This window comes from Flavobacterium sp. (genome assembly GCF_024305175.1).
Taxonomy (GTDB): Bacteria; Bacteroidota; Bacteroidia; order Flavobacteriales; family Flavobacteriaceae; genus Flavobacterium.
The window spans coordinates 1-21,083 of the sequence record NZ_JAMWYY010000053.1; the positions used below are offsets into that span (position 1 = coordinate 1).

22 protein-coding genes and 1 tRNA gene are annotated in these 21,083 nt (G+C 40.2%); 11 read left to right on the forward strand and 12 right to left on the reverse strand.

The window, feature by feature from the left end; all coding sequences use genetic code 11:
- Positions 1 to 159: 159 nt before the first annotated feature.
- From Q0K96_RS11765 to Q0K96_RS11785, 5 genes are all read right to left on the reverse strand, one after another.
- The gene (locus Q0K96_RS11765; RefSeq protein WP_297334190.1) at positions 160 to 450 is read right to left on the reverse strand and encodes a hypothetical protein; all 291 of its coding nucleotides are present in this window, start codon (positions 448 to 450) and stop codon (positions 160 to 162) included.
- Positions 451 to 520: 70 nt separating this feature from the next.
- The gene (locus Q0K96_RS11770) at positions 521 to 790 is read right to left on the reverse strand and encodes a hypothetical protein (protein WP_297334191.1); all 270 of its coding nucleotides are present in this window, start codon (positions 788 to 790) and stop codon (positions 521 to 523) included.
- A gap of 163 nt (positions 791 to 953) precedes the next feature.
- Entirely contained in the window at positions 954 to 1,511 is a 558-nt protein-coding gene (locus Q0K96_RS11775; protein WP_297334192.1) for a hypothetical protein, read from the reverse strand.
- Between the two features lie 54 nt (positions 1,512 to 1,565).
- Positions 1,566 to 2,696 carry a hypothetical protein gene (locus Q0K96_RS11780; RefSeq protein WP_297334193.1) on the reverse strand — a complete coding sequence of 377 codons (1,131 nt, stop codon included), beginning with the start codon at positions 2,694 to 2,696 and terminating at the stop codon, positions 1,566 to 1,568.
- A gap of 47 nt (positions 2,697 to 2,743) precedes the next feature.
- Positions 2,744 to 4,522: an AMP-dependent synthetase/ligase gene (locus Q0K96_RS11785; RefSeq protein ID WP_297334194.1), complete on the reverse strand. Its 1,779-nt coding sequence runs from the start codon at positions 4,520 to 4,522 to the stop codon at positions 2,744 to 2,746.
- Positions 4,523 to 4,794: 272 nt separating this feature from the next.
- Here Q0K96_RS11785 and Q0K96_RS11790 point away from each other — a divergent pair, with 272 nt between their 5' ends.
- Together Q0K96_RS11790 and Q0K96_RS11795 are read left to right on the forward strand one after the other, a co-directional pair.
- Positions 4,795 to 5,181 carry a hypothetical protein gene (locus Q0K96_RS11790; protein ID WP_297334195.1) on the forward strand — a complete coding sequence of 129 codons (387 nt, stop codon included), beginning with the start codon at positions 4,795 to 4,797 and terminating at the stop codon, positions 5,179 to 5,181.
- A gap of 90 nt (positions 5,182 to 5,271) precedes the next feature.
- A complete protein-coding gene (locus tag Q0K96_RS11795; protein WP_297334211.1) occupies positions 5,272 to 5,352 on the forward strand; it encodes an ATP-dependent Clp protease proteolytic subunit in 81 nt (26 codons plus the stop codon).
- A 43-nt stretch (positions 5,353 to 5,395) separates the two neighbouring features.
- Here Q0K96_RS11795 and Q0K96_RS11800 read toward each other — a convergent pair whose 3' ends face one another.
- The 4 genes from Q0K96_RS11800 to Q0K96_RS11815 all read right to left on the reverse strand — a co-directional run bounded on the left by Q0K96_RS11800 (position 5,396) and on the right by Q0K96_RS11815 (position 12,339).
- The gene (locus Q0K96_RS11800; RefSeq protein ID WP_297334196.1) at positions 5,396 to 6,190 is read right to left on the reverse strand and encodes a hypothetical protein; all 795 of its coding nucleotides are present in this window, start codon (positions 6,188 to 6,190) and stop codon (positions 5,396 to 5,398) included.
- Between the two features lie 84 nt (positions 6,191 to 6,274).
- Positions 6,275 to 9,952, reverse strand: coding sequence for a phosphoribosylformylglycinamidine synthase (gene purL / locus Q0K96_RS11805; protein WP_297334197.1), 3,678 nt, complete (start codon positions 9,950 to 9,952; stop codon positions 6,275 to 6,277).
- Between the two features lie 164 nt (positions 9,953 to 10,116).
- Positions 10,117 to 10,683 (reverse strand): DUF1579 domain-containing protein, encoded by a 567-nt coding sequence (locus tag Q0K96_RS11810; protein WP_297334198.1) that lies wholly within the window; start codon positions 10,681 to 10,683, stop codon positions 10,117 to 10,119.
- A 66-nt stretch (positions 10,684 to 10,749) separates the two neighbouring features.
- Positions 10,750 to 12,339, reverse strand: a complete 1,590-nt coding sequence (locus Q0K96_RS11815) for a choice-of-anchor Q domain-containing protein (protein ID WP_297334199.1) — start codon at positions 12,337 to 12,339, stop codon at positions 10,750 to 10,752.
- Positions 12,340 to 12,499: 160 nt separating this feature from the next.
- Here Q0K96_RS11815 and Q0K96_RS11820 point away from each other — a divergent pair, with 160 nt between their 5' ends.
- The 6 genes from Q0K96_RS11820 (at position 12,500) to Q0K96_RS11845 (ending at position 16,647) form a co-directional block, all read left to right on the forward strand.
- Positions 12,500 to 12,928 (forward strand): PaaI family thioesterase, encoded by a 429-nt coding sequence (locus Q0K96_RS11820; RefSeq protein WP_297334200.1) that lies wholly within the window; start codon positions 12,500 to 12,502, stop codon positions 12,926 to 12,928.
- Positions 12,929 to 12,943: 15 nt separating this feature from the next.
- Entirely contained in the window at positions 12,944 to 14,002 is a 1,059-nt protein-coding gene (locus Q0K96_RS11825; RefSeq protein WP_297334201.1) for an isochorismate synthase, read from the forward strand.
- 47 nt (positions 14,003 to 14,049) lie between these two features.
- Entirely contained in the window at positions 14,050 to 14,766 is a 717-nt protein-coding gene (bshB1, locus tag Q0K96_RS11830) for a bacillithiol biosynthesis deacetylase BshB1 (protein ID WP_297334202.1), read from the forward strand.
- A 63-nt stretch (positions 14,767 to 14,829) separates the two neighbouring features.
- A tRNA-His gene (locus Q0K96_RS11835) sits at positions 14,830 to 14,905 on the forward strand.
- 201 nt (positions 14,906 to 15,106) lie between these two features.
- Positions 15,107 to 15,613 carry a hypothetical protein gene (locus Q0K96_RS11840; protein ID WP_297334203.1) on the forward strand — a complete coding sequence of 169 codons (507 nt, stop codon included), beginning with the start codon at positions 15,107 to 15,109 and terminating at the stop codon, positions 15,611 to 15,613.
- 59 nt (positions 15,614 to 15,672) lie between these two features.
- The gene (locus Q0K96_RS11845) at positions 15,673 to 16,647 is read left to right on the forward strand and encodes a hypothetical protein (RefSeq protein WP_297334204.1); all 975 of its coding nucleotides are present in this window, start codon (positions 15,673 to 15,675) and stop codon (positions 16,645 to 16,647) included.
- Here the strand turns inward: Q0K96_RS11845 and Q0K96_RS11850 are convergent.
- Positions 16,644 to 17,159 carry a L,D-transpeptidase family protein gene (locus tag Q0K96_RS11850; RefSeq protein ID WP_297334205.1) on the reverse strand — a complete coding sequence of 172 codons (516 nt, stop codon included), beginning with the start codon at positions 17,157 to 17,159 and terminating at the stop codon, positions 16,644 to 16,646. The genes Q0K96_RS11845 and Q0K96_RS11850 overlap by 4 nt on opposite strands.
- A gap of 125 nt (positions 17,160 to 17,284) precedes the next feature.
- Between Q0K96_RS11850 and Q0K96_RS11855 the strand changes: the two genes are divergently transcribed.
- Positions 17,285 to 17,533, forward strand: coding sequence for a hypothetical protein (locus tag Q0K96_RS11855; RefSeq protein WP_297334206.1), 249 nt, complete (start codon positions 17,285 to 17,287; stop codon positions 17,531 to 17,533).
- A 49-nt stretch (positions 17,534 to 17,582) separates the two neighbouring features.
- Here the strand turns inward: Q0K96_RS11855 and Q0K96_RS11860 are convergent, their stop codons facing one another.
- A complete protein-coding gene (locus Q0K96_RS11860; RefSeq protein WP_297334207.1) occupies positions 17,583 to 18,596 on the reverse strand; it encodes a beta-ketoacyl-ACP synthase III in 1,014 nt (337 codons plus the stop codon).
- 130 nt (positions 18,597 to 18,726) lie between these two features.
- Here Q0K96_RS11860 and Q0K96_RS11865 point away from each other — a divergent pair, with 130 nt between their 5' ends.
- Positions 18,727 to 19,152, forward strand: a complete 426-nt coding sequence (locus Q0K96_RS11865; RefSeq protein ID WP_297334208.1) for an energy transducer TonB — start codon at positions 18,727 to 18,729, stop codon at positions 19,150 to 19,152.
- Here Q0K96_RS11865 and Q0K96_RS11870 read toward each other — a convergent pair.
- Complete coding sequence (locus Q0K96_RS11870; protein ID WP_297334209.1) at positions 19,149 to 20,108, reverse strand: ABC transporter ATP-binding protein; 960 nt, start codon at positions 20,106 to 20,108, stop codon at positions 19,149 to 19,151. The genes Q0K96_RS11865 and Q0K96_RS11870 overlap by 4 nt on opposite strands.
- A 301-nt stretch (positions 20,109 to 20,409) precedes the next feature.
- On the opposite strand from Q0K96_RS11870, the gene Q0K96_RS11875 reads away from it, so the two are divergent.
- Positions 20,410 to 21,027, forward strand: coding sequence for a hypothetical protein (locus Q0K96_RS11875; RefSeq protein WP_297334210.1), 618 nt, complete (start codon positions 20,410 to 20,412; stop codon positions 21,025 to 21,027).
- The last annotated feature ends 56 nt before the right edge of the window (positions 21,028 to 21,083 follow it).

A 21,083-nucleotide genomic window follows, 5' to 3' on the forward strand; every position in this document is an offset into this window, starting at 1 on the left:
TCCTTTTTTGTCAGTTTGTGTGTGAACGTTGCCGTGATTGCGGGTGCAAAAGTAGGCCCTTTTTTGCCTTTTCCAAATTTTTAATACCCTTTTTTTAATGTTTTTTTAACCTTTATTTTTAAGTGGCTGATAAAAAGATAAATAGGCCAGGAAGTTTTTTCAGGATTCATCTCCGGTAACTTTACCAAACTGCTCAATACAGTTCTTTGCATATAATTTAGTAATGGTTAAAACTCGCTTCTTTGCCTCAGGGTTATCCTGTAAGCCCCTTTTATATATGAATGTTTCGGCAGTTTCTTCAAATTCTTTCTGAAGTTCATTTATAAAAGCGTCAAGTTTTGCACCACCTACAGATATATATCCATCATTATTAAAGCGTTGCAAAAATCTGTGATTTACTTCTTCGCAAGCTTCTCCCAGTTCTTTCTCTAATTTCTCGTAATCAAACATTAGTACATTGATTTTTACGATACAAAATTAGAGAATTTTTAACTTACTTTTTGTAGCTATTTTCTGTTAATTATATTCCTGTAAAATCAGATGCATTAACTGCTATAGCATTTTCTATAAGTATATTAAGAGTGGTACATACATTTTTTAAATCTAAAAGTGCTGCATCGGTAGATTTAAAGTTATGCCAAAGTGTATTACCCGGCAATACATGTACTTTATTATTAGACATTTCCCCCCATCTATCCATATATCCTTTCTTTTCGAGTTGTTTTATTACATCTGAATGACGGTTATAAACTTTAAATACTAAAAGCACTGTACCTATAGATGTTCCCATAAAAGATGTTATATGTTTTATTTAAAATTTGATTTAACAAAAATATATATAACTCTTAATTTCAAACATAGTTAATTATTATTTTTATATGATAATTTAAAAAATGTTTAAAACAAAAACCCTCTGAATCATCAGAGGGTTTTCAGGGGAAGTTGTATGTTTACTAAAAGCTGTATCCTATCCGCACTCCCGCACGAACTGCCCATTCATCAGTATAACGGTTATCTACATTTCCGCTACCTTTTATTTCAATTTTCCACATAGCGCCAATAGATGGGTCTATAGAGAAATTTCCTAAAACTATTTTATACCCTATTTCGGGTGAAAAGAAAGAAAAATAGCTATAGTTGCCTTCAAAATCATCTTCATCAAATTTTATATTTCCGTAGGTAAGGTAGTTTGCCGAATAGAATCCCTGCCTTGTATTAGACTTATTATAATAAGATCTGCTGCCAAATTCCAGGACAAACCCTGTTCCGTCAACATCAAAAACATCAGCATCATAATTCATACTTCCGTATGAAAGGTTTATAACAGTACTTGAGTCAGGTTCACCTGTAATAAAATCGGGTGCTTCATACGTTAACCCTAACTGTGACGGGTCGGAATAATTGGCATGAACTGAAATTGTGTGAGGCTTAAGCGCAGTTTCATCATTATTTTCCTGTGCAAACAGTAAGCTGAACGCTGATAAGGCAGCAAGAGTAAAGATTTTTTTCATAAGATTATGTGTTTGATTATTGTTTACAACCTGAAAACAAATTCTGTGCCCAATTTATGTATGCAGGAAACCCGCGGCTTGTTTTACATCGTTATAATATACATCATCAGGGTTTACAAGTACGCTTTTGATTAAGGATTTCCAGAAATCATTATTTAAAATGGCCGCACAATCAGTAAGGCAGTTTGTAATAGCGTTGTCGCTCCAGCCATTATTCCTGTCACAATCTAATAACTGCTGCTCAAGATAAAATTTTATATGGCATATGATAAGAAAATGTTGTATTGTTTTAGCGTGGGTTTTGGCGTGCAGTAAATAAGAAGTTACTGCCCTAACTGCATGGCGATATGTAGCAATACACTCTGAAGGGTTGCCTGTTAACATAGCCTGAAGGATATCTGTAGCATTATTAAAAAAAGCTATCTCAATATTTTCTTTTTCTAATTTTTTATGAAGCTCTCCATAAAATGCGCAGGTACATGCAATGTAACTGTTATCAACCGTATTCTTATATCCCTCGGCTATAAGCCATTCTTTTATACTGTCTTTTTTACAAATAACTGCAAGGCGGCTTACCAGCTTTATCTTGCCCCAGCCGTGCAGCTTACCGGCAATATCAAAAAGATCATCCTGGGGGTTTGCAGAAAGGTTAAGTAATGCTATAGTGCTGTAAACGGTAAGCTTTTCATATACGGCCATTATTTTCAGCTTATCGCTCACTACGCGGTTCTGGCACAAGCCCAGAATAGCTATCCCAAATTTTGAGCTATTGATATGCCCAGTACAAAAAGCCATATCGTGAGCAAAAGAAAAAAGATGTGGCTCAATAGGCAGGGCGTAGTTGGATATTTCTTCAAGAAACAAATCAATTACATCTAAAACATCGGGTAAAGAGACTACCGTTTCATAAAACCCGGCTGCGGCTGCTTCATTTCCGGTATTGGCAATGTGCTTTAGTTGTTTTGCCAGCTCACGTATTTTTTCTGACGGTATTAATGCACCTTCCGGAAAATATACCTTTGTACCCGGCCCGGTGTATAATTGAGGCAATTCAAAATCTGCCGGCAGTTTTCCGCTTTCGTCAAGCGCACCAAAAATATACAGGTAGAGCGACTGCTGTGTGCGCCACCTGTATATAATTTGCGGTTGCTCTCTCCGGAACAGTTTTAAAAGCCGTCTCAGCATATCTAAAGCCCAATAAGCAGATTGTAGTTAAGTACATTTAATAGAATTTATACTGTCCTGTATATTTTATCATACAAGGCCTGATACTTTTCTTTTATGGCTTTACGCTTTAGTTTAAGCGTTGGTGTCATTTCTCCCTCATCTACCGACCATGGTTTAGGTGTAAGTTCAAACTTTTTAACCTGCTCCCAATGCCCGAACTTCTTATTAATACCCTCTACTTCCTCTCCTATCCGTTTAATAACATCAGGATTGCTGACAAGTTCTTCGTTTGTGCTGCCATAGTTAATGCCTTTACGCTCTGCCCAGTGCCTTACAAATTCAAAATCGGGCTGAATAAAGGCCGCAGGCATTTTCTCCCCGTCGCCAATTACCATTATCTGCTCAATAAAGCGCGACTGTTTCATGGCGTTTTCTATAAGCTGCGGAGCAATATACTTACCACCGCTGGTCTTAAACATTTCTTTTTTCCTGTCGGTTATTTTAAGGAAGCCGTCTTTATCTATCTCCCCTATGTCGCCCGTGTGAAAGTAACCGTCTATAATCACTTCATTGGTTTTTTCTTCATCTTTAAAATACCCCATCATTACATTAGGGCCTTTGCAAAGTATTTCGCCATCCTGGGCAATTTTAACCTCAACGCCTTTAAGCGGCCTGCCCACAGTACCAATGCGGAAACCACCATTACGCTCATCATTAACCGCTATAACCGGAGAGGTTTCGGTAAGGCCGTAACCCTCCATAACGGGTATGCCTGCTGCCGCAAATACCCTTGCAAGGCGTGGCTGTATGGCCGCGCTGCCCGATACCATAAGCCCAAGCCTGCCGCCTAAACCCGCCTTCCATTTACTGAAAATAAGCTTTCTTGCCAGCCATAGCTTGGCTGCATATATTGGGCCGTTAGCACCATAAGGCTCATATTTAAGCCCAACCTCAACAGCCCAAAAGAAAAGCGCTTTTTTTATTCCGGTAAGGTCAGAGCCTTTGGCAATAATCTTGTCATATACTTTTTCAAGAAGCCTTGGCACTGCCGTAATAACATCTGGTGTGGCTTCTTTAATATTATCGCTTACTTTTTCGATAGATTCGGCAAAATAGATAGACACACCATAGTACTGGTACAGGTACAATATCATGCGCTCGTAAATGTGGCATACCGGCAAAAAGCTCAGTGCCCTGAATTTACCCGCTTCAAAAGGAACCCTTTCAGCACTCATTAATACATCTGAAGTAATGTTTTTGTGCGAAAGCATTACGCCCTTTGGCCTGCCCGTAGTACCCGAAGTATAAATTACAGTAGCAAGGTCATTTTCGGTAATACTGTTTTTTATGGCCTCAACTTCCTGCTGGTTGCTCTCATCTTTGCCAAGCTCCAGTATTTCGTTCCAGTTTTTGCAGCCGTTTATGGTATTGAAGGAATATATCTCTTTCAAACCGGTAAGCTTGTGGCGTATCGACATCAGTTTTTTGTACAGCTCTTCATCAGAAACAATACAATATACCGCGCCGCAATGGTTGAGTATGTATTCGTAATCTTCTTCTGATATGGTAGGATAAACCGGAACGTTTTGCGCCCCTGTCTGTAATATCCCGATATCTACAATATTCCACTCAGTGCGGTTGTTAGAAGATATTACGGCTATTTTATCATCTTTTTTAACGCCCATGCGCAACAGTCCGCGCGAAAAGGCATTTGCTTTATCAAGATACTCCTTTGTAGAAGTTTTAACCCATTCATTACCATACTTAGTAACCAGTGCCTCAGGCAGGTTATATTTTTCGAGCTGGTAGTACGGAAAATCAAAAAGGCGTGTGATGGTTGTCATATATTTACATGATTTACTTTATGCAAATTAGGAAAATATATTTTATAAAGCAATATATTACATTTTGAATAATATATTCAGAAATACATTATACATCTTTTATTTATAACATTCTCATAGTAAAGTTATAGCCGTAATAAAGCCAGATGTTTTGCTTGCAATACATCACAATTTTATATTTTTACGCAGACTAAAAAATTAAAATAATGAAATATCTGATTATCCTGTGCCTTTTTCTTACAACGGTAGTAAATGCCCAAAATAATAAAGGTGTGAGTAAAGAACAGCTGGCAGAAGCCGAAAAGTTATATGCTGAAATGTATACTTCACCGACTTTTAAAAAACTTGAAGTCGCCATGAAGACTTTAACTGAAAAAACTTCTCCCGGTTTTTTTAATGAATATGGCAGATTGTATACCCAACAAAAAGGTGGAGGAGATGTCACTTCGGCGATAATCAGTAAATTAAAGAAAGAACAGCCTGAAACAAAATTTTCTTCTAAGCAGGAGGCTTTTAACCTGATATTTAGTTTTGTGCAAATCTTCAGGCAATTGTACAATGAAAATCAGGCTTTATTTACAATGTGGTATAATGCCACACCAAAACAAAGAATCAGTATTATGCAGAGCAGGCGTGGTGTTATGGTGTCTCGTTTTTAGTTATGAAGCCAATGCCTTTGCTACCCGTTTAAGTTATGTTCGTTAGTTTGAAGTTAAAGTACAGTAAGGGTTGTACCAGATTATGCCATCATTGAAAAATCGGGAGAACGCTACTACTGGATGACAGCCGAAGAAGCCAAAGCCTTTGGGATGATTGATGAGGTGTTGTAGATACTTATTGTCAATAAAATCAATTTTATAATAATTAAGGCGATTAGGTTTCCTTAAGTTTATTCATCAACAAATTGAAAAAAGCAATGAATTTTTTTTCATCAACACCTTGATAATTAAATTTTAGGTTAGAAAGTGTAATGTTAAAAACTTTTGTATACCTATAAATCATTTGTTGTTTAATAAACTCATAATTGCTAAGGTCAAGTTGTAATAAATTAACCATTAATTTTTCAGTATCACTATAGGCATCTTTCCAATCTTTATAGAGCACATACATTTTTCCGTGGTTCGGATTAATTAGATGATTAATTCCATCCCAAGTATTGGTATAGCTACGATATAAAATTTTAAAAATAGACAACTTAATAAGGTCTTCATGAGTTAGACCTTCAGTATTACCAAGTGCTACTTGTTTGTCATAAATTTGCTGAAAATTGGTTATAACCTTGTTTAGTGTTGGTTCATAAATTTTTTCAGCTAATCTAATCTTTTGATCTAATAAAAAACGTAGTTCTTTATATTTAATTTTCCATTCGGGAGATGTTATGGCAATACTTTTCCACTCTATACTGGTATATTCAAATCGATCATCACAAGATTCATGATAATATTGTCCTACATAAAAATCAAGCAGGTTTGGAGAAAGAATATCAATAAAGATTTCACTTTCTTTTACACTAAATAAATATGTAGAAGTCATTTGATTAGAATGAAGATGAATTTTAGTATAAAAATCCTCATTGCGATTATGTTCAATAACATATAAAATGAAATAACCGGGAGCAATTTCTTCTACCCCTTCAAAATAATATGGTTTGTAATTGTCTTCAGTCATCTCCCCAAATGTAGTATTTAAATATAAACGCCCCCATCTTTGGAGGCATCTATATTGAATTTATTTAGTTTTCAAATTAGCAAATTACCTGTTCTCAATCCACTTACGGGCATTTACAAACGCTTCGTGCCAAGGCGAAACTTCATCATTTCGGCCTTCCGGGTAGTACGCCCAGTTCCACTGGAACATAGAGCGCTCTATGTGCGGCATCATTACCAGGTGGCGGCCGTCATTACTGCTCATCATGGCAATATCAAAATGGCTGCCGTTAGGATTGGCAGGGTAGCCGTTATAGGCATATTTAGCAACAATACTGTATTTGTCTTCTTCATATGGCAGGTCAAACTTGCCCTCGCCGTGGCTTATCCATACGCCAAGGGTGCTGCCTGCAAGCGTATTAAGCATAACCGAATTATTCTCCTGCACTTTAACCGATGTAAAACCGCTCTCGTGCTTGCGGCTGTCGTTATGCAGCATGCGCGGCTTCTGCTCATGGTCGGGGTTTATAAGCCCAAGCTCTATAAACAACTGGCAGCCGTTACAGATACCAACCGAAAGGGTATCCTCGCGCTTAAAGAAATTATCAAGGGCAGCCTTTGCTTTTTCGTTATACAAAAATGCACCCGCCCATCCCTTAGCCGAACCCAGCACATCACTGTTCGAGAAACCACCCACCGCACCAATGAACTGTATATCCTCCAAAGTTTCGCGCCCGCTGATAAGGTCGGTCATGTGTACGTCTTTCACATCAAACCCTGCAAGGTACATGGCGTTTGCCATTTCACGCTCTGAGTTACTTCCCTTTTCGCGGATGATTGCAGCTTTAGGTCTTGGAGCCTCACCCCCGGCCCCTCTCCCAGAGAGAGGGGAGAGAATTTTACCTGTAAAATGCTCAGGGAATTTATATACTAGCGGCTGTGACTTATAATTCACATAACGCTCTTTTGCTTTTTGCATGCCACTTTGCTTCTGGTCTAAAAGGTATGATGTTTTAAACCATGTATCGCGTGTTTCTGCAATATCAAAAGTCAGTATATCATCCCCGTTCTTAACGGTTACGGCATCTCCCTCTTTAGGCGCACCTATTTTTGTAAAGTTAATACCATTAGCTGTAAACACCGCTTCTACAGCGGCATCAGCCTGAACCACAACAGCAATATTTTCAGCAAACAAAGCCTTTATGGTATCTGCCTCATTAAGTGCAGTAAGGTTATATTCGGCACCAAGGTTTACTTCTGCAAAGCTCATTTCCAAAAGCGTGGTAATAAGTCCGCCGCTTCCAATATCGTGCCCTGCTGCAATTTTACCTTCTTTAATTAATTGTTGTAGGGTATTGAAAGCTGTTTTAAATTTAGCAGCATCGGTAATGGTTGGCACTTCGTTACCTACTTTATTCAATACCTGTGCAAAGCTTGAGCCGCCCAGCTTAAAGTTGTCGTTACTCAAGTTAATATAGTAAATGTTACCGCCGTTGCGCTTTAGCACAGGCTCTACTACTTTAGTAATATCATTACAATTACCCGCCGCCGATATAATAACAGTACCCGGTGCAATAACATCGCCATCAGGGTACTTTTGCTTCATACTGAGCGAGTCTTTACCTGTTGGGATGTTGATACCCAACTCTATGGCAAAATCACTGCAACCCTGTACCGCTTTATAAAGCCTTGCATCTTCGCCTTCATTTTTACATGCCCACATCCAGTTGGCAGAAAGCGATACACTTTTTAAACCGTCTTTAAGCGGAGCAAATACTATATTGCTTAATGCTTCACCTATAGAGTTACGGCTGCCCGCCACAGGATCTGCCAGTGCCGATACCGGCGAGTGCCCTATTGATGTGGCAACACCTTCTTTACCATTAAAATCGAGCGCCATAACGCCCACATTGTTTAACGGCAGTTGCAGCGGCCCGGCACATTGCTGCTTGGCAACACGCCCGCCCACGCAACGGTCTACTTTATTAGTAAGCCAGTCTTTACAGGCAACAGCTTCAAGCTGCAATACCTGGTTAAGGTATTCGTGAATTTTATTTTTATCGTATTGCGGAGCGTCATAATTTGCAGTTACGGTTTTATCGGTCATTATGGTTTTTGGTGACGAACCAAACATATCCTCAAGGGCAAAATCCATTGGTTTTGCGCCTGTGGTTGCACTCTTAAAAGTAAACCTGTGGTCGCCCGTTACATCGCCTACGGTGTACATTGGCGAACGCTCGCGGTCGGCAATGCGTTGTAGTATATCAATATCTTTTGCACCGATAACAAGCCCCATACGTTCCTGGCTCTCGTTACCGATTATCTCTTTTGCCGAAAGTGTTGGGTCGCCAACCGGCAGTTTGTCAAGGTCAATTAACCCACCTGTTTCCTCTACAAGCTCACTAAGGCAATTAAGGTGACCTCCTGCACCGTGGTCGTGTATAGAAACTATTGGGTTATTGTCGCTCTCTACCAGACCGCGTACAGCGTTAGCAGCACGTTTCTGCATTTCGGGGTTAGAACGTTGTATTGCGTTAAGCTCTATGCCTGTGCTAAACTCGCCCGTATCGGCAGATGAAACCGCAGCGCCACCCATACCGATGCGGTAATTCTCGCCGCCGAGTATCACTACTTTATCGCCTTCTTTCGGTTTTTGTTTTTTACTTTGGTCTTCTTTGCCGTAGCCTATACCGCCTGCCAGCATAATCACTTTATCAAAGCCCAGTTTACGGGCATCTTCTTTATGTTCGAAAGTAAGCACCGAACCGGCAATCAGCGGCTGCCCGAATTTATTACCAAAGTCAGAAGCGCCGTTAGAGGCTTTTATTAGGATATCCATAGGGGTCTGGTAAAGCCACTTGCGCTCTTCCATGCCTTTCTCCCACGGGCGGTTCTCTTCAAGGCGAGAATAAGATGTCATATAAACCGCTGTACCTGCTAATGGTAATGAGCCCTGCCCGCCGGCAAGCCTGTCGCGTATCTCTCCGCCACTGCCCGTTGCCGCACCGTTAAACGGCTCTACGGTTGTGGGGAAGTTATGGGTTTCCGCTTTTATTGATATAACCGAATCAAACGGTTTGGTTTCATAAAAGTCGGGCTTGTCTGCGCTTTTGGGTGCAAACTGCTCTACGCGCGGGCCTTTAATAAAAGCAACGTTATCTTTATAGGCCGAAACAATATCATTAGGATTTTCCTGGCTTGTTTTCTTAATCAGTTTGAATAGTGAAGATGGTTTTTCTTCGCCATCAATAACAAATGTGCCATTAAATATTTTGTGGCGGCAATGCTCTGAATTGACCTGGCTAAAGCCGAAAACCTCGCTGTCTGTTAAGTTCCTGCCCAGCTTTTCCGAAAGGTTGCGCAGGTAGTCAACCTCTTCAGCACTCAGGGCAAGCCCCTCTTTTTCATTGTAAGCCGCTATATCGGTAACTTCCAATATCGATTCAGGCTGAATGTTGATGGTAAATATATCCTGGTTAAGCTCTTTATACTTTTGCGAAAGCATAGGGTCGAAACCGGTAAAGCTTTCTTCTGTTTTATAGAATTCCTCTATGCGCACAATACCGCTTATACCCATATTCTGGGTAATTTCCACAGCATTCGTGCTCCACGGTGTTATCATGGCGGCACGCGGGCCAACAAAAAAATCCGTCAGGACGGATTTTTCTATTTTATGTGCGTTGCCAAAAAGCCAGTTTAATTTTTGTACATCTTCTGCCGAAAGCTCGTTTTGCGACTGCACCGCAAAAACAGTATTGGTCTGGTTTCCGAAGAAATGGATCATCAGTTATGTAGTTATGTTGTTGAAAGCGCAAAAATAACTATTAATTTGATGATTTGGAAATTTGCCGTTTTATAAATTAAGGTTTCTTCTTATAAACACTTAAGATATATTTCTTTAATACTGATATTAAAAATCCGGCGCTGTGGCCGGATTCAATATTTGTTTTAAACTCTTCTCTTCATTATAATCTCCATGCTTTTTACTTCTTTACCATCTTTAGTATCAAACATTTCGAGCTTGCGGGTATTTTTATCTACAATAGTATATACCTCTCGCACTTTAACTGGCTTACCTGTAACCGGGTCGGTCATTTCACCATTAAATATAATGGTTTTGCCATCTTTAGAGAGGTTGCCGTACGTTACCATCATGCCCGTGCCCATGTTGTCTACCCAAGTAGAGATGAATTTTTTTGCTGCATTATCATATGCTATTGTGCTAAGCCCCTGAAAAGGCATACCCATTACAGTTCCCATATAGCGTCCTTCCTGGTAACGACCATCCATAAACATCTTGATATCGGCTACAGATTTAGCTACTTCCGGAGCAGCGGCAGGATCCATCCAGAATTTCATTTCACAATCCCATTTACCGGTTTCTTCCGCCAATAGTTGGTGGTGCTGGCCCGGTGTCATGTAAGCCATCCATGCCTTCTCTTCTTCTGTCTGCGCATTTGCGTTAAAGCTAAGCATGCCAACGGCAAGCAAAGCTAAAGTGTACATTTTTTTCATATTTAATTGTTTAGCGTTTGTTGCACTAAAAATATGAAAAAAATAGTTCCGTTTTTTACTTATTTATTATTCGGCAGCATAATATTCATAAGCGCCAATATCCGGAATTCCTGTTGATGGGTTTGGCCTTACAGCAGTTGTTATATCAGTAATAATACCAATGTTCGCAGCCGCATCAATAGCATCAGAACCTTCGCCCAGTGTTAGCACATTATCAAATGGCGCTGTAAAATCAGGCGTAATACTAAAGCTATTTGCTATAATGCACCCATCGTTATAGGCCGCAAGTTCAGGTACATTGCCATCAAACGGATACAGGCTGTTATTACGCAAACGGTTGCCACTGTCTACAATTTTAATGAGGCAATTATTAAACCTTGTGCTGAAAGGTTCTTCTGCCCTGCGCTCTGACGAAAGCCCTAAATTGCCCGAGCCATACATAATGCAGTTATCAAACTGGGCATCCATTGCCGCTATATAAACCGCATCCGGTCTTTCTTCATAATCGTTAAGCGCAACCGGCACCTGATTAAAGTTATTGAAATAATTTGCAAAAGTGCAGTGTTTAAAGCTGTAGGTACCGCCAAGTGTGCAGGCAAGCGAGGCTACCCCGGCGTTATTAGCCGCAAGGTTAGTTCCGCTGATGCTGGCATTAACTGCCCATATACCAAAATTTCGGTTATTATAAATCTGCGAATTGGTAATAGTCAGCTTTGGTATGGTAGTATCATCGCCCTGCGGGGCTTTAGCATAAATGCCTACAGTAGCATTTTTTAGTGTAAGGTTGCTTATAGTATTCTCTTCGCCCGACATCAGTAGTATGCCAAACCACTGCCCTGCTATATCTGCAAAATCAGGCTCAAGTCTGTCGCCTTCAAAAATTACTTCATTTTCCATTACTTCAGGGTCAGCCGAAGGTGCACCGTTTATAACAAGCCTTGCACCGGGGCGCACCATAAGTCCCGATTCGTCATGAAAATGTATCCGCGCCCCGGGGTCAACCGTAAGGGTTTCACCATCAGGCACTGTAGCTACCCCATAAATAACATAAGGCTTTGTATTATTCCATCGATATTCATCTCCATTGTTAGGGTCATTACGGTCAAGGTTAAAGCCATAGATAATATCAGGCTCTCCCGGATTATCATCGCTGTCGTACCGTACTCCCTCATACTGCCCCTGCTCGTTGCGTTGCGGAAACAGGAAATAAGCATCCTGAACAAGGGTTACCAGTTCTACCTTCTGGTAGTTAGAACCATTGTCAAACTCGATACGGTCAGTATATAAAAATGTGGTATTGTCGTTAGCATACTCGCTGTAATCTATAGTGGTTTCTATAAATATATACATACTGTCTTTTGCCAGCAGCTCTACATTGTTGAATACCTTGCCGGGCATACCGTCTACCATAAGGCGGTATTTAGAGTCTTCGCCCTGCCCGAGGCGTATGCTTGGTATGCTAATATCTTTATTACTGCGGTTATACACTTTTAGCGTATAAGTACTGGAGCCTATGTTGGTAAACACAGTATCAAGGTAAACCGTATCACGCGAAAAAGAAAGGTCGCCCGTGCTGGGTTCAAATTCAAAATCGTTACGGCACGAGGCAGTAAGCAGCGCTAAAGCAGCAATAACAAAGAGTACACAATATCGCATAGCAATTAATTATTTTTGGTAAAAGTAGCTATTTCCTGTAAATAACAGTATATCATTTTGATTGTAACGCCTGTTTGTGCATTTTAGTCTTTATGCCTGTATAAAGCATTATGGTCTTGCTGATTTTTTATAATTTTACACTTCCTATAATTCAATATTTATGGCATTTGACAAAGAAAAAGCGCTTGAAATGTGCAACCGCTTTAGCAATAATACCCTGATGCAAACCCTTGAAATTGTTTATACTGATGCCGGTGAAGGCTTTCTTGAAGCTAAAATGCCCGTGAACCCGCGTGTGCACCAGCCAATGGGGCTTTTGCATGGCGGTGCAACGGTAGCGTTGGCAGAAAGTGTGGGCAGTGCGGCTTCTTTGCTTTTTGTAAACCCCGAACTGCAGGAGGTGCGCGGTATAGAAATATCGGCAAACCATTTGCGCAGCAAGCGCGATGGGGTTGTTACAGGTACAGCCCGTATTGTGCACCAGGGTCGCAGCCTGCACCTGTGGGAGGTAAAAATTACCGACGAGGAAGGAAGGCTTATCTCCTTATGCAAAATAACCAATATGGTGCTGCCGCGCAAAAAGAGTTAACTCCCCTATTTTACAATGACTGAATTAACAGATAAAATTAAGAAACATCTTAAAGCCCAACTGCCTTTTGCTGTGTATTGCAAACCGGGTGCAAGTGTTGTTACCGGATTGTTTGGGAGTAAAAAAAGCATAGAACATACAAATGATTTGAGCAATAAAGGTTTTGTTTTTGCACCATTCTCCGGAGGTGAAGCTGTTTTTTTACCCGCAGCGGAATGTGAGGTACTAACTCAACATATAGATTTGCCTTTAGCAGAGATTTCATCTGCACGCGAATTTAGTGTTGATGCAAATGCAAAAGCGGCTTTTGAGGCACTGGTAGGAAAATGCATTACTGCTATTAAAAGCAATGATTTCACCAAACTGGTAGCCTCACGCACTGAAACGGTTGAAACCGGTGCAGATGTTACTACAATTTTCAGGAGGCTGCTCCCGGCTTACCCAAATGCTTTCCGCTATTGCTTCTATTCTGAAATGACAGGGCTTTGGATGGGCGCAACGCCCGAACAATTATTACAGGCAAATAAGGGTAAAATACATACTGTTGCACTTGCGGGTACACAGGTTTATAATGTCGGGATACAAGCCGTATGGCCGGAAAAAGAACAGGAAGAGCAACAAATTGTTACCGATTATATCACACAAGCATTACAGGAAAGCTGTACAAATATTACAGCCACGAGCCCATATACATTTCGTGCAGGCAACCTTGCCCACATTAAAACCGATATAACGGCACAATTAAAAAATGATATCGCGCTAAGCGATGTAATTAAAAAACTGCACCCTACCCCAGCCGTGTGTGGGATGCCCAAAGATGAAGCGGCTGTTTTCCTGAAAGAAAACGAAGGCTATAACCGGGAATTTTACTCCGGTTTTCTGGGGGAACTTAATACAGATTTTGCGAGCGGACAGCAGGACAAGTCCGATTTGTTTGTAAACCTTCGTTGCATGAAAATTACAGGCAATACTGCACAATTATTTATTGGCTGCGGCATTACAAAAGACAGTAACCCCGAGAAAGAATTCCATGAAACCGTAAACAAAAGCATTACCATGCGCAGGGTTTTATAACACCTCCTGCTCAGGTTTTTGTACCTTTACGTTTTTAAACAGATAACATGAAACTAGATATACTTGTTTTTGGCTCGCACCCTGATGATGCAGAATTAAGCTGTGGCGCCACGATAGCGAAAGAAATTTCACTCGGCAAAAAAGTCGGGCTTATAGATTTAACCCGTGGTGAGCTGGGTACCCGCGGTACTGCCGAAATACGCGATGAAGAGGCTGCCGAAGCCGGCAGGATACTTGGTGTGGAAGTAAGGGAAAACCTGAGGTTTCGCGACGGTTTTTTTACCAATGATGAAAAACACCAGCTTGAGGTTATAAAAATGATTCGGAAGTACAGGCCCGATATTGTAATATGTAACGCTATAGACGACAGGCATATAGATCATGGCAAGGGCAGCAAACTTGTTTCTGATGCCTGTTTCCTTTCAGGTTTAAGGAAAATAGAGACCACACATCAAGGCGAAAATCAGGAAGCCTGGAGGCCAAAACTGGTGTACCACTATATACAATGGAAAAACATAATACCTGACTTTGTAGTGGATGTTACCGGATTTATGGATAAAAAAGTGGCATCATTAATGGCGTATAAGTCGCAATTTTATGACCCCGACAGCAAAGAACCTGTAACCCCAATAGCCACAAAAAACTTTAAAGAGAGCATACTTTACCGCGCCCAGGACCTCGGCAGGCTTATAAATACCGAATATGGCGAAGGCTTTACTGTTGAAAGGTATGTGGCTGTGAACACTTTAAGCGATTTGATATAAAAAAGTTAAGGTTTTCTTGCAGAAAATCAAATTCAGCGTTATATTTGCACTCGCAAAATAAATGGTGATTGTAGCTCAGTTGGTTAGAGCGTCGGATTGTGGTTCCGAAGGTCGGGGGTTCGAGACCCCTCATTCACCCCTGAAAGCCGGAACACTTGTTCCGGCTTTTTTATTTCAGCATATTTTACTCCTTACAACCACAACAATCAACTTCCTTTAAAAAACCACCTGTTTTAACTATCATTAACTTTAGGTAATGTTAAACTGCTGTCCGGTCTGTTTAGGTATGCGTAATTTTGATATGTATCAAAAATGAAGCGAACCCAAAAACCGAATTGATATGAAAAAGTTAAACTACATTACGATAGCATTGATAATGCTTACAACAGTTTTAGAAACAGTAAATGCACAACACAAGCTTCCGGTAAATGCAGAGAAGCTTATTGCCTATAAAGGAGAAGTTGCAATAGATTCTGTTAAGCAGGAAATAATGGCTGAAAAAGCCGCAGAATGGCTAAGAGCTCATTATTTTTCGGGAGAAGTGGTACAGGATGAAACTGACAAAGCCCTTGTTGTAAGAGGCTTTTTCAGGATGCCTGAATTTAATGAGGAAGGCACAATGTACCACGAGTGCAGGATAAAGCTGGATGAAGGTAAATATACGTACATTTTCCATAACTTCATATATACAGAACCAGGCGGAGTTTCTTTTCCCGCCGAGTCATATCCCGCAGGATGGAAAGGCGATGAGCGCTTTTATGAGTTAATGAACAATGGCGTAACGCTAATGATAGAAGACCTCCAGAAATATATGGCATCCGGTGTAGCCGCAAATAAATTGCAATAATTGTGTTTGCAGTGTTGGTATAAAATTGGTATAATTGCCAACCAATAAACCATACACTGATGAACAAACTACTAACTTTATGCAAGGCTTTGGTAATAGTGCTACTTTTACAGAGCTGCAACGGAACCGAAACCTTAACCGATAATGAAATTGCGCCCGAACTAAAGGAAGTTATAAGCCGTAAGAACGACAGCCTGCTTGCCGCAATGAGTAACAGCGACCTCCAGGCATTTAAAGCTTTAGGCTCTCCTGATTTTGTAAAGTTCCTTCGCAGCCGCATAGAGAGCTCTGTGTGGGCCTTTCGTAAAGGTATATTGACTACCGACTATAAGGTTTATAAACAATATCATAACAAGCACAGCAATACTAATAGTTATGCGAAGCTTGAATCTGAAGAAGACCAATTTACCTTTACTTATAAAAACAACACTAAAGAAACCTATGTAGCCTTGCTTACAACTTCTTACATGGGTATAGGAGATTACCTGATTACTGTTATATATGAACTGCACGATAACCAATGGAAAGTTGATCACGTTAATGTAGGGGTATTTGGACAGTTTGGCAAAAATGCCGACGAATATTACGAGCTTGCTAAGCAAAAAGAGAAAGAAGGTTATCTTATAGACGCCTTATTTTATTCTGATATTGCAGTAAGCTGCCTGGAGCCTGCCGGAAAAATGCTGTTGTATGATAACCATGAGAAGATGAACTTCTATCAGAAACAATGGCAAACTGCGGTTAACCAAAAGTATAAAATTCCGCAGGTTGTAAGTAATGTAAGCAGCAACCCGCAAATAATAGATCTAAAACCTGTAGTAAATACAGAGGGTATGTTCCCTATGTTCAGTTATGTTACCCCTGTTCCTCTTTCAGATAAAAAGGTGCTTACAATGGAATTTGAAGATATAAAACGTGAAGTAAGGAAATTATACCCTGATTTAGATTTTAACGCTAAATACATTTACTACAGGGCTTATAATAACCCTTCGCCCGGAGCCGAATATCAGGAATTTAAGGAGAGTAATAACTAAGGATAAATTTCAATAGCAGTGCCGGGCACCACTGCTTTATACAGTTCATCTATCTCGGCGTTGGTTACAGCTATACAGCCTGCTGTCCAGTTTTTCCATCGGTGAAATTTAGATATGCAAGCCCTGCCATTGCGCAAGCCATGAATCTTTATATCGCCGCCGGGAGGTTTTCCCAGCCTTGCTGCATTTTTCCTGTCGGTCTCGTTAGGATATGATATGCCTAAGTTTTTATGATAGGCGCTGTTTGGGTTACGGTCGTTTATCGTATAAACACCTTCAGGTGTGCGGCAGTCACCTTCGTACTGCTTATGCCCTACAGGATTTTTGCCAAGTGAGATAGTATATACCTTCAGTAACTCGTTGCCGTCGTACGCATACATTTTATGCTTGCTTTTATATACAACGAGCTTATTTACGGTGCTTCCTTCGGGCAGCTTTTTCTCAGGAAAAAAGTAATACACCAACAGCACAGCACAAAGCAACAACAGAAACCAAAACATTATGCGGGACATTTAGCTTAATTTATAATGGTGAAGATACAAAAAACAGCTTTCAGGCTGTAAAAGTTAATTGTGTGAAAACCGTAATCACTACAAATTGCAGACTATTACATTTGCGGACTTAAATTGCAATGAAAATGAAGAATGTAGTAAACTGGTTATTGTCCGCATATTTTATCGGCTCTTTTATTACTTACAAATGGGGCACGCCCAAACTGCATGATAATTACATGCTAGGTGCTATAATAGTATTTTTGTTGCTTGTAATAACAAAACTATACCAGTTATTAACCCATGCTAAAAAGGAGAATTACAGAGAACAACTCTTTAAATATATACTTTCATTAATTATCCTGCTGGCGTGCCTGGCACTATACAGCATATAAAAAAGGCAGCCATTAATTGCTGCCTGATATTGTATAAACTATAACGGGGTTACCACTTGATAAAGGCACTACCCCAGGTAAAGCCACTGCCAAAAGCTGCAAGCACTACGGTATCGCCTTCTTTTATCCTGCCCTGCTCCCACGCCTCGGTAAGTGCAATAGGCACAGATGCCGCTGTGGTGTTACCATACTTCATAATATTATTATATACCTGATCGTCTGTAAGTCCAAACTTTTGCTGAATGAACTGTGAAATACGCAGGTTAGCCTGATGCGGTATCAGCATATCAATATCACTCACCTGCAGATTGTTTGCCTTAAGCCCTTCCATAATTACCTCACTAAAGCGCACTACGGCATTTTTAAACACAAACTGGCCGTTCATGTACGGATAATAGCTTTCATCGTCAGGATTATTATCGGCAATTATATCGGTAACCCAACGTTTGCCCATACCCGGCGCTATAAGTGCGAGCTCTTCGGCATGCTGCCCTTCGCTGTGCAGGTGGGTAGAAAGTATGCCTTTAGTATTATCTTCTGCCCTGCTTAAAACAGCAGCCCCTGCACCGTCACCAAATATAACAGAAACGGCACGCCCGCGTGTGGTCATGTCAAGCCCGGTAGAATGCAGCTCAGAACCTATTATCAGGATGTTTTTATACATCCCTGTCTTAATAAACTGGTCGGCTACTGACAGCGCATATATAAAACCCGAACATTGGTTGCGCACATCAAGCGCTCCCACAGTGCGCTTCATGCCCAAATCGCGCTGCACCAGTACCCCCGGCCCCGGAAAATAATAGTCGGGGCTAAGTGTGGCAAATACTATAAAATCGATATCGTCAATACCTAAGCCGGAACGTTCTATGGCAATCTTTGCTGCTTTTACACCCATAGTTGTGGTAGTATCGCCATCGCCTTTAACCACATGCCTTCTTTCTTTTATCCCGGTACGCTCCTGTATCCACTCATCATTGGTATCCATTATTTCAGAGAGGTCATTGTTCGTTACAACATTTTCGGGAACGTAATAACCAAGCCCGGATATTTTCGAATTGTACATCTATTCTTATTTTAAATAATTGAATTGCAAAATTAGCAATTATGTAATTTAGATACTGTTATATACTACCATTTTAGTAAAAATAAAAAAAACACCATTTACTAAATTCACTTATTTTTGCAGAAAAAAGATGTCAAAAGCCTTATATAGCTTATTCTTTACTTTAGCGTTTAGCCTGATTTTAAAGGCACAGGAAACTTTTTCAGATTCTACAAGTACATTAATAGAAATAAAAGATACAACTTCAGTACCTAAAAGCCTTTTAAAGTCCGGAGTTAATTCTATGCCCGAACCCCCGGGAGGTATGAAAGAATTTTATGCATACGTAGCCCGAAAAATGAAAAACCATCGCCCAGCACAAAGAGGAAAAATGAAGATATCATTTACTGTTGAGAAAGATGGCAGTATAACCGGAATTAAAATTATTGAAGGCCTGGATGAGAAAACCAATAAAAAAATTATAAAGATAATAGCATCAAGCGGTAAATGGACTCCGGGCTTTCAGTTTGGTAAACCCGTAAGGGCCACGTTTATTTACCCTATCACAATCAATTAACCAAAAGCATTCCTGTCAACTGCCAGGCTTACTTCTTTATCTACAGGTAATGCTGTATAATGTTCAAAAAATAGTACCTGCCTGCCCAGCGCCGATTTTATAAGGTATCTGCTGCCCTTAAAATAGCTTTGCTTAACAACAACTTTAAGCGGACCATCTTCGGTAATTTTTAGCTGGTGCGGATATATGAGTACGGTTTCGTCGCTTTTATTGGTAAGTGTCAGTAGTTCAAGTTTAATTTCGTTTACCTCTCCAAACAAAGAGGCGGTATATTTATCTTTAGGATTATAGTAAATATCTTTGGGCGCAGCTTTATCTATCAACCTGCCGCTTTTAAGCACGATGGTTTCATCAGCAAAAGATAGCGCATCAGTACTGTCATGCGTGGCTACAATGCATATAATCCCTTTTTGTTTAAGATAAGCAAACAAATTACGGCGCAGTGCGTTTTTCCTGAAATTATCAATATGGCTGAATGGCTCATCCAGTAACAGCACCTCAGGTTCCAGCGCCAATACCCTTGCAAGGGCAATACGCTGCTGTTGCCCGCCGCTAAGGTATTGTGCCTTTACACCGGAAAAATTTTCCATCTCTACAATCTGTAGCAATTCATTAATACGCTGCTGTTTTTCCTCCAAATAAAAATTAGAAAGGAACTTACCCACATTCTCTGCTGCGGTTATATAGGGCATAAGGTCGAAATCCTGTGCCAGGTACTTCATATAAGGCATACCGGGTATAAGGTTGTTTGCCGGCCCGAGCACTGGCTCATTTTTATATGTTATAGCGCCGCTGTTAAGGTCATAAAGCCCGTATATTAGCTTCAGCATTGTGCTTTTACCGCAGCCGCTTTCGCCTATAACGGCAATATTCTGTCCTTTTTTGGCAGTAAACGATATATTATGGAGTATGGTAGTTTCGGTATAGCCGAAAGATATATTTTGTACAGCGAGCATAACAATTTTATTACGCTGCAAAAATATTGAATTTGTATACTTTATATGCCAAATACTGTATTAAAAAAAGTAAGGTGCGGCTTAATAAGCGCACCTTACGTCAACCTAACCAATAAATAAACACACATCATAAAATATGTTTCATGAATACTGAAACCAATTTGATGTTATTTACGTAAAAATGAGGCATATGGTTTTAAAGCAATCAGGTATAGAAAGTTGCTAAGTGTTAATTTTTCATTTTTTTTTATTATTAAATACCACATAATAATATCTTTACACAAATTTAAATACGCTGTTTATGGTAAGAAAGATTACTTTATTTTTGCTATTTATTTCTTTTTCAGTTTCTGCGCAACGAAAATTTGACCAATATTCGATTGAAGCAGGATTTGGGTTAGGAATGTCCGGAAGTCCCGGTATTACACAATTTGGGCACTTTGATGTCGGTTTCCGCTATATGGTTGATGAAAACTGGGGTATTAAGTTTGACTATGGCCAGGACAAGTTCAGGACAGGAAGCAACCCTGAACTGGGTACAGATTATTCAAGATATTCGGTACAGGCTGTTCATAACCTGGGCAGGACACTTGCAATACCTTATGCAACCAATAATTATTTTAATATGCTGGCACATGGCGGTCTTGGGTACTCCTCATTAAAGTCTATAAACAGTAACGGTATTGATAATATTGGTAATGTTATTGTTGGAGTTACACCACAGCTATACCTGAGCGAAGATTTTGCACTTATGCTAGACCTTTCTTTCGTAATGAACTTTTCTCAGCACTATGATTTTGACGGAACATACCCGAAAGGAAAGCCAAGCAATAATGCCTTTATGGGAACATTATTTAATGCCTCATTCGGATTAACATACTATTTCGGAAGAAACAGGAATGCCCCGGATTGGGACTAAAACCAAAAAACATTTTAAAAACGAAATGGCAGCCTATTGGCTGCCATTTCGTTTTT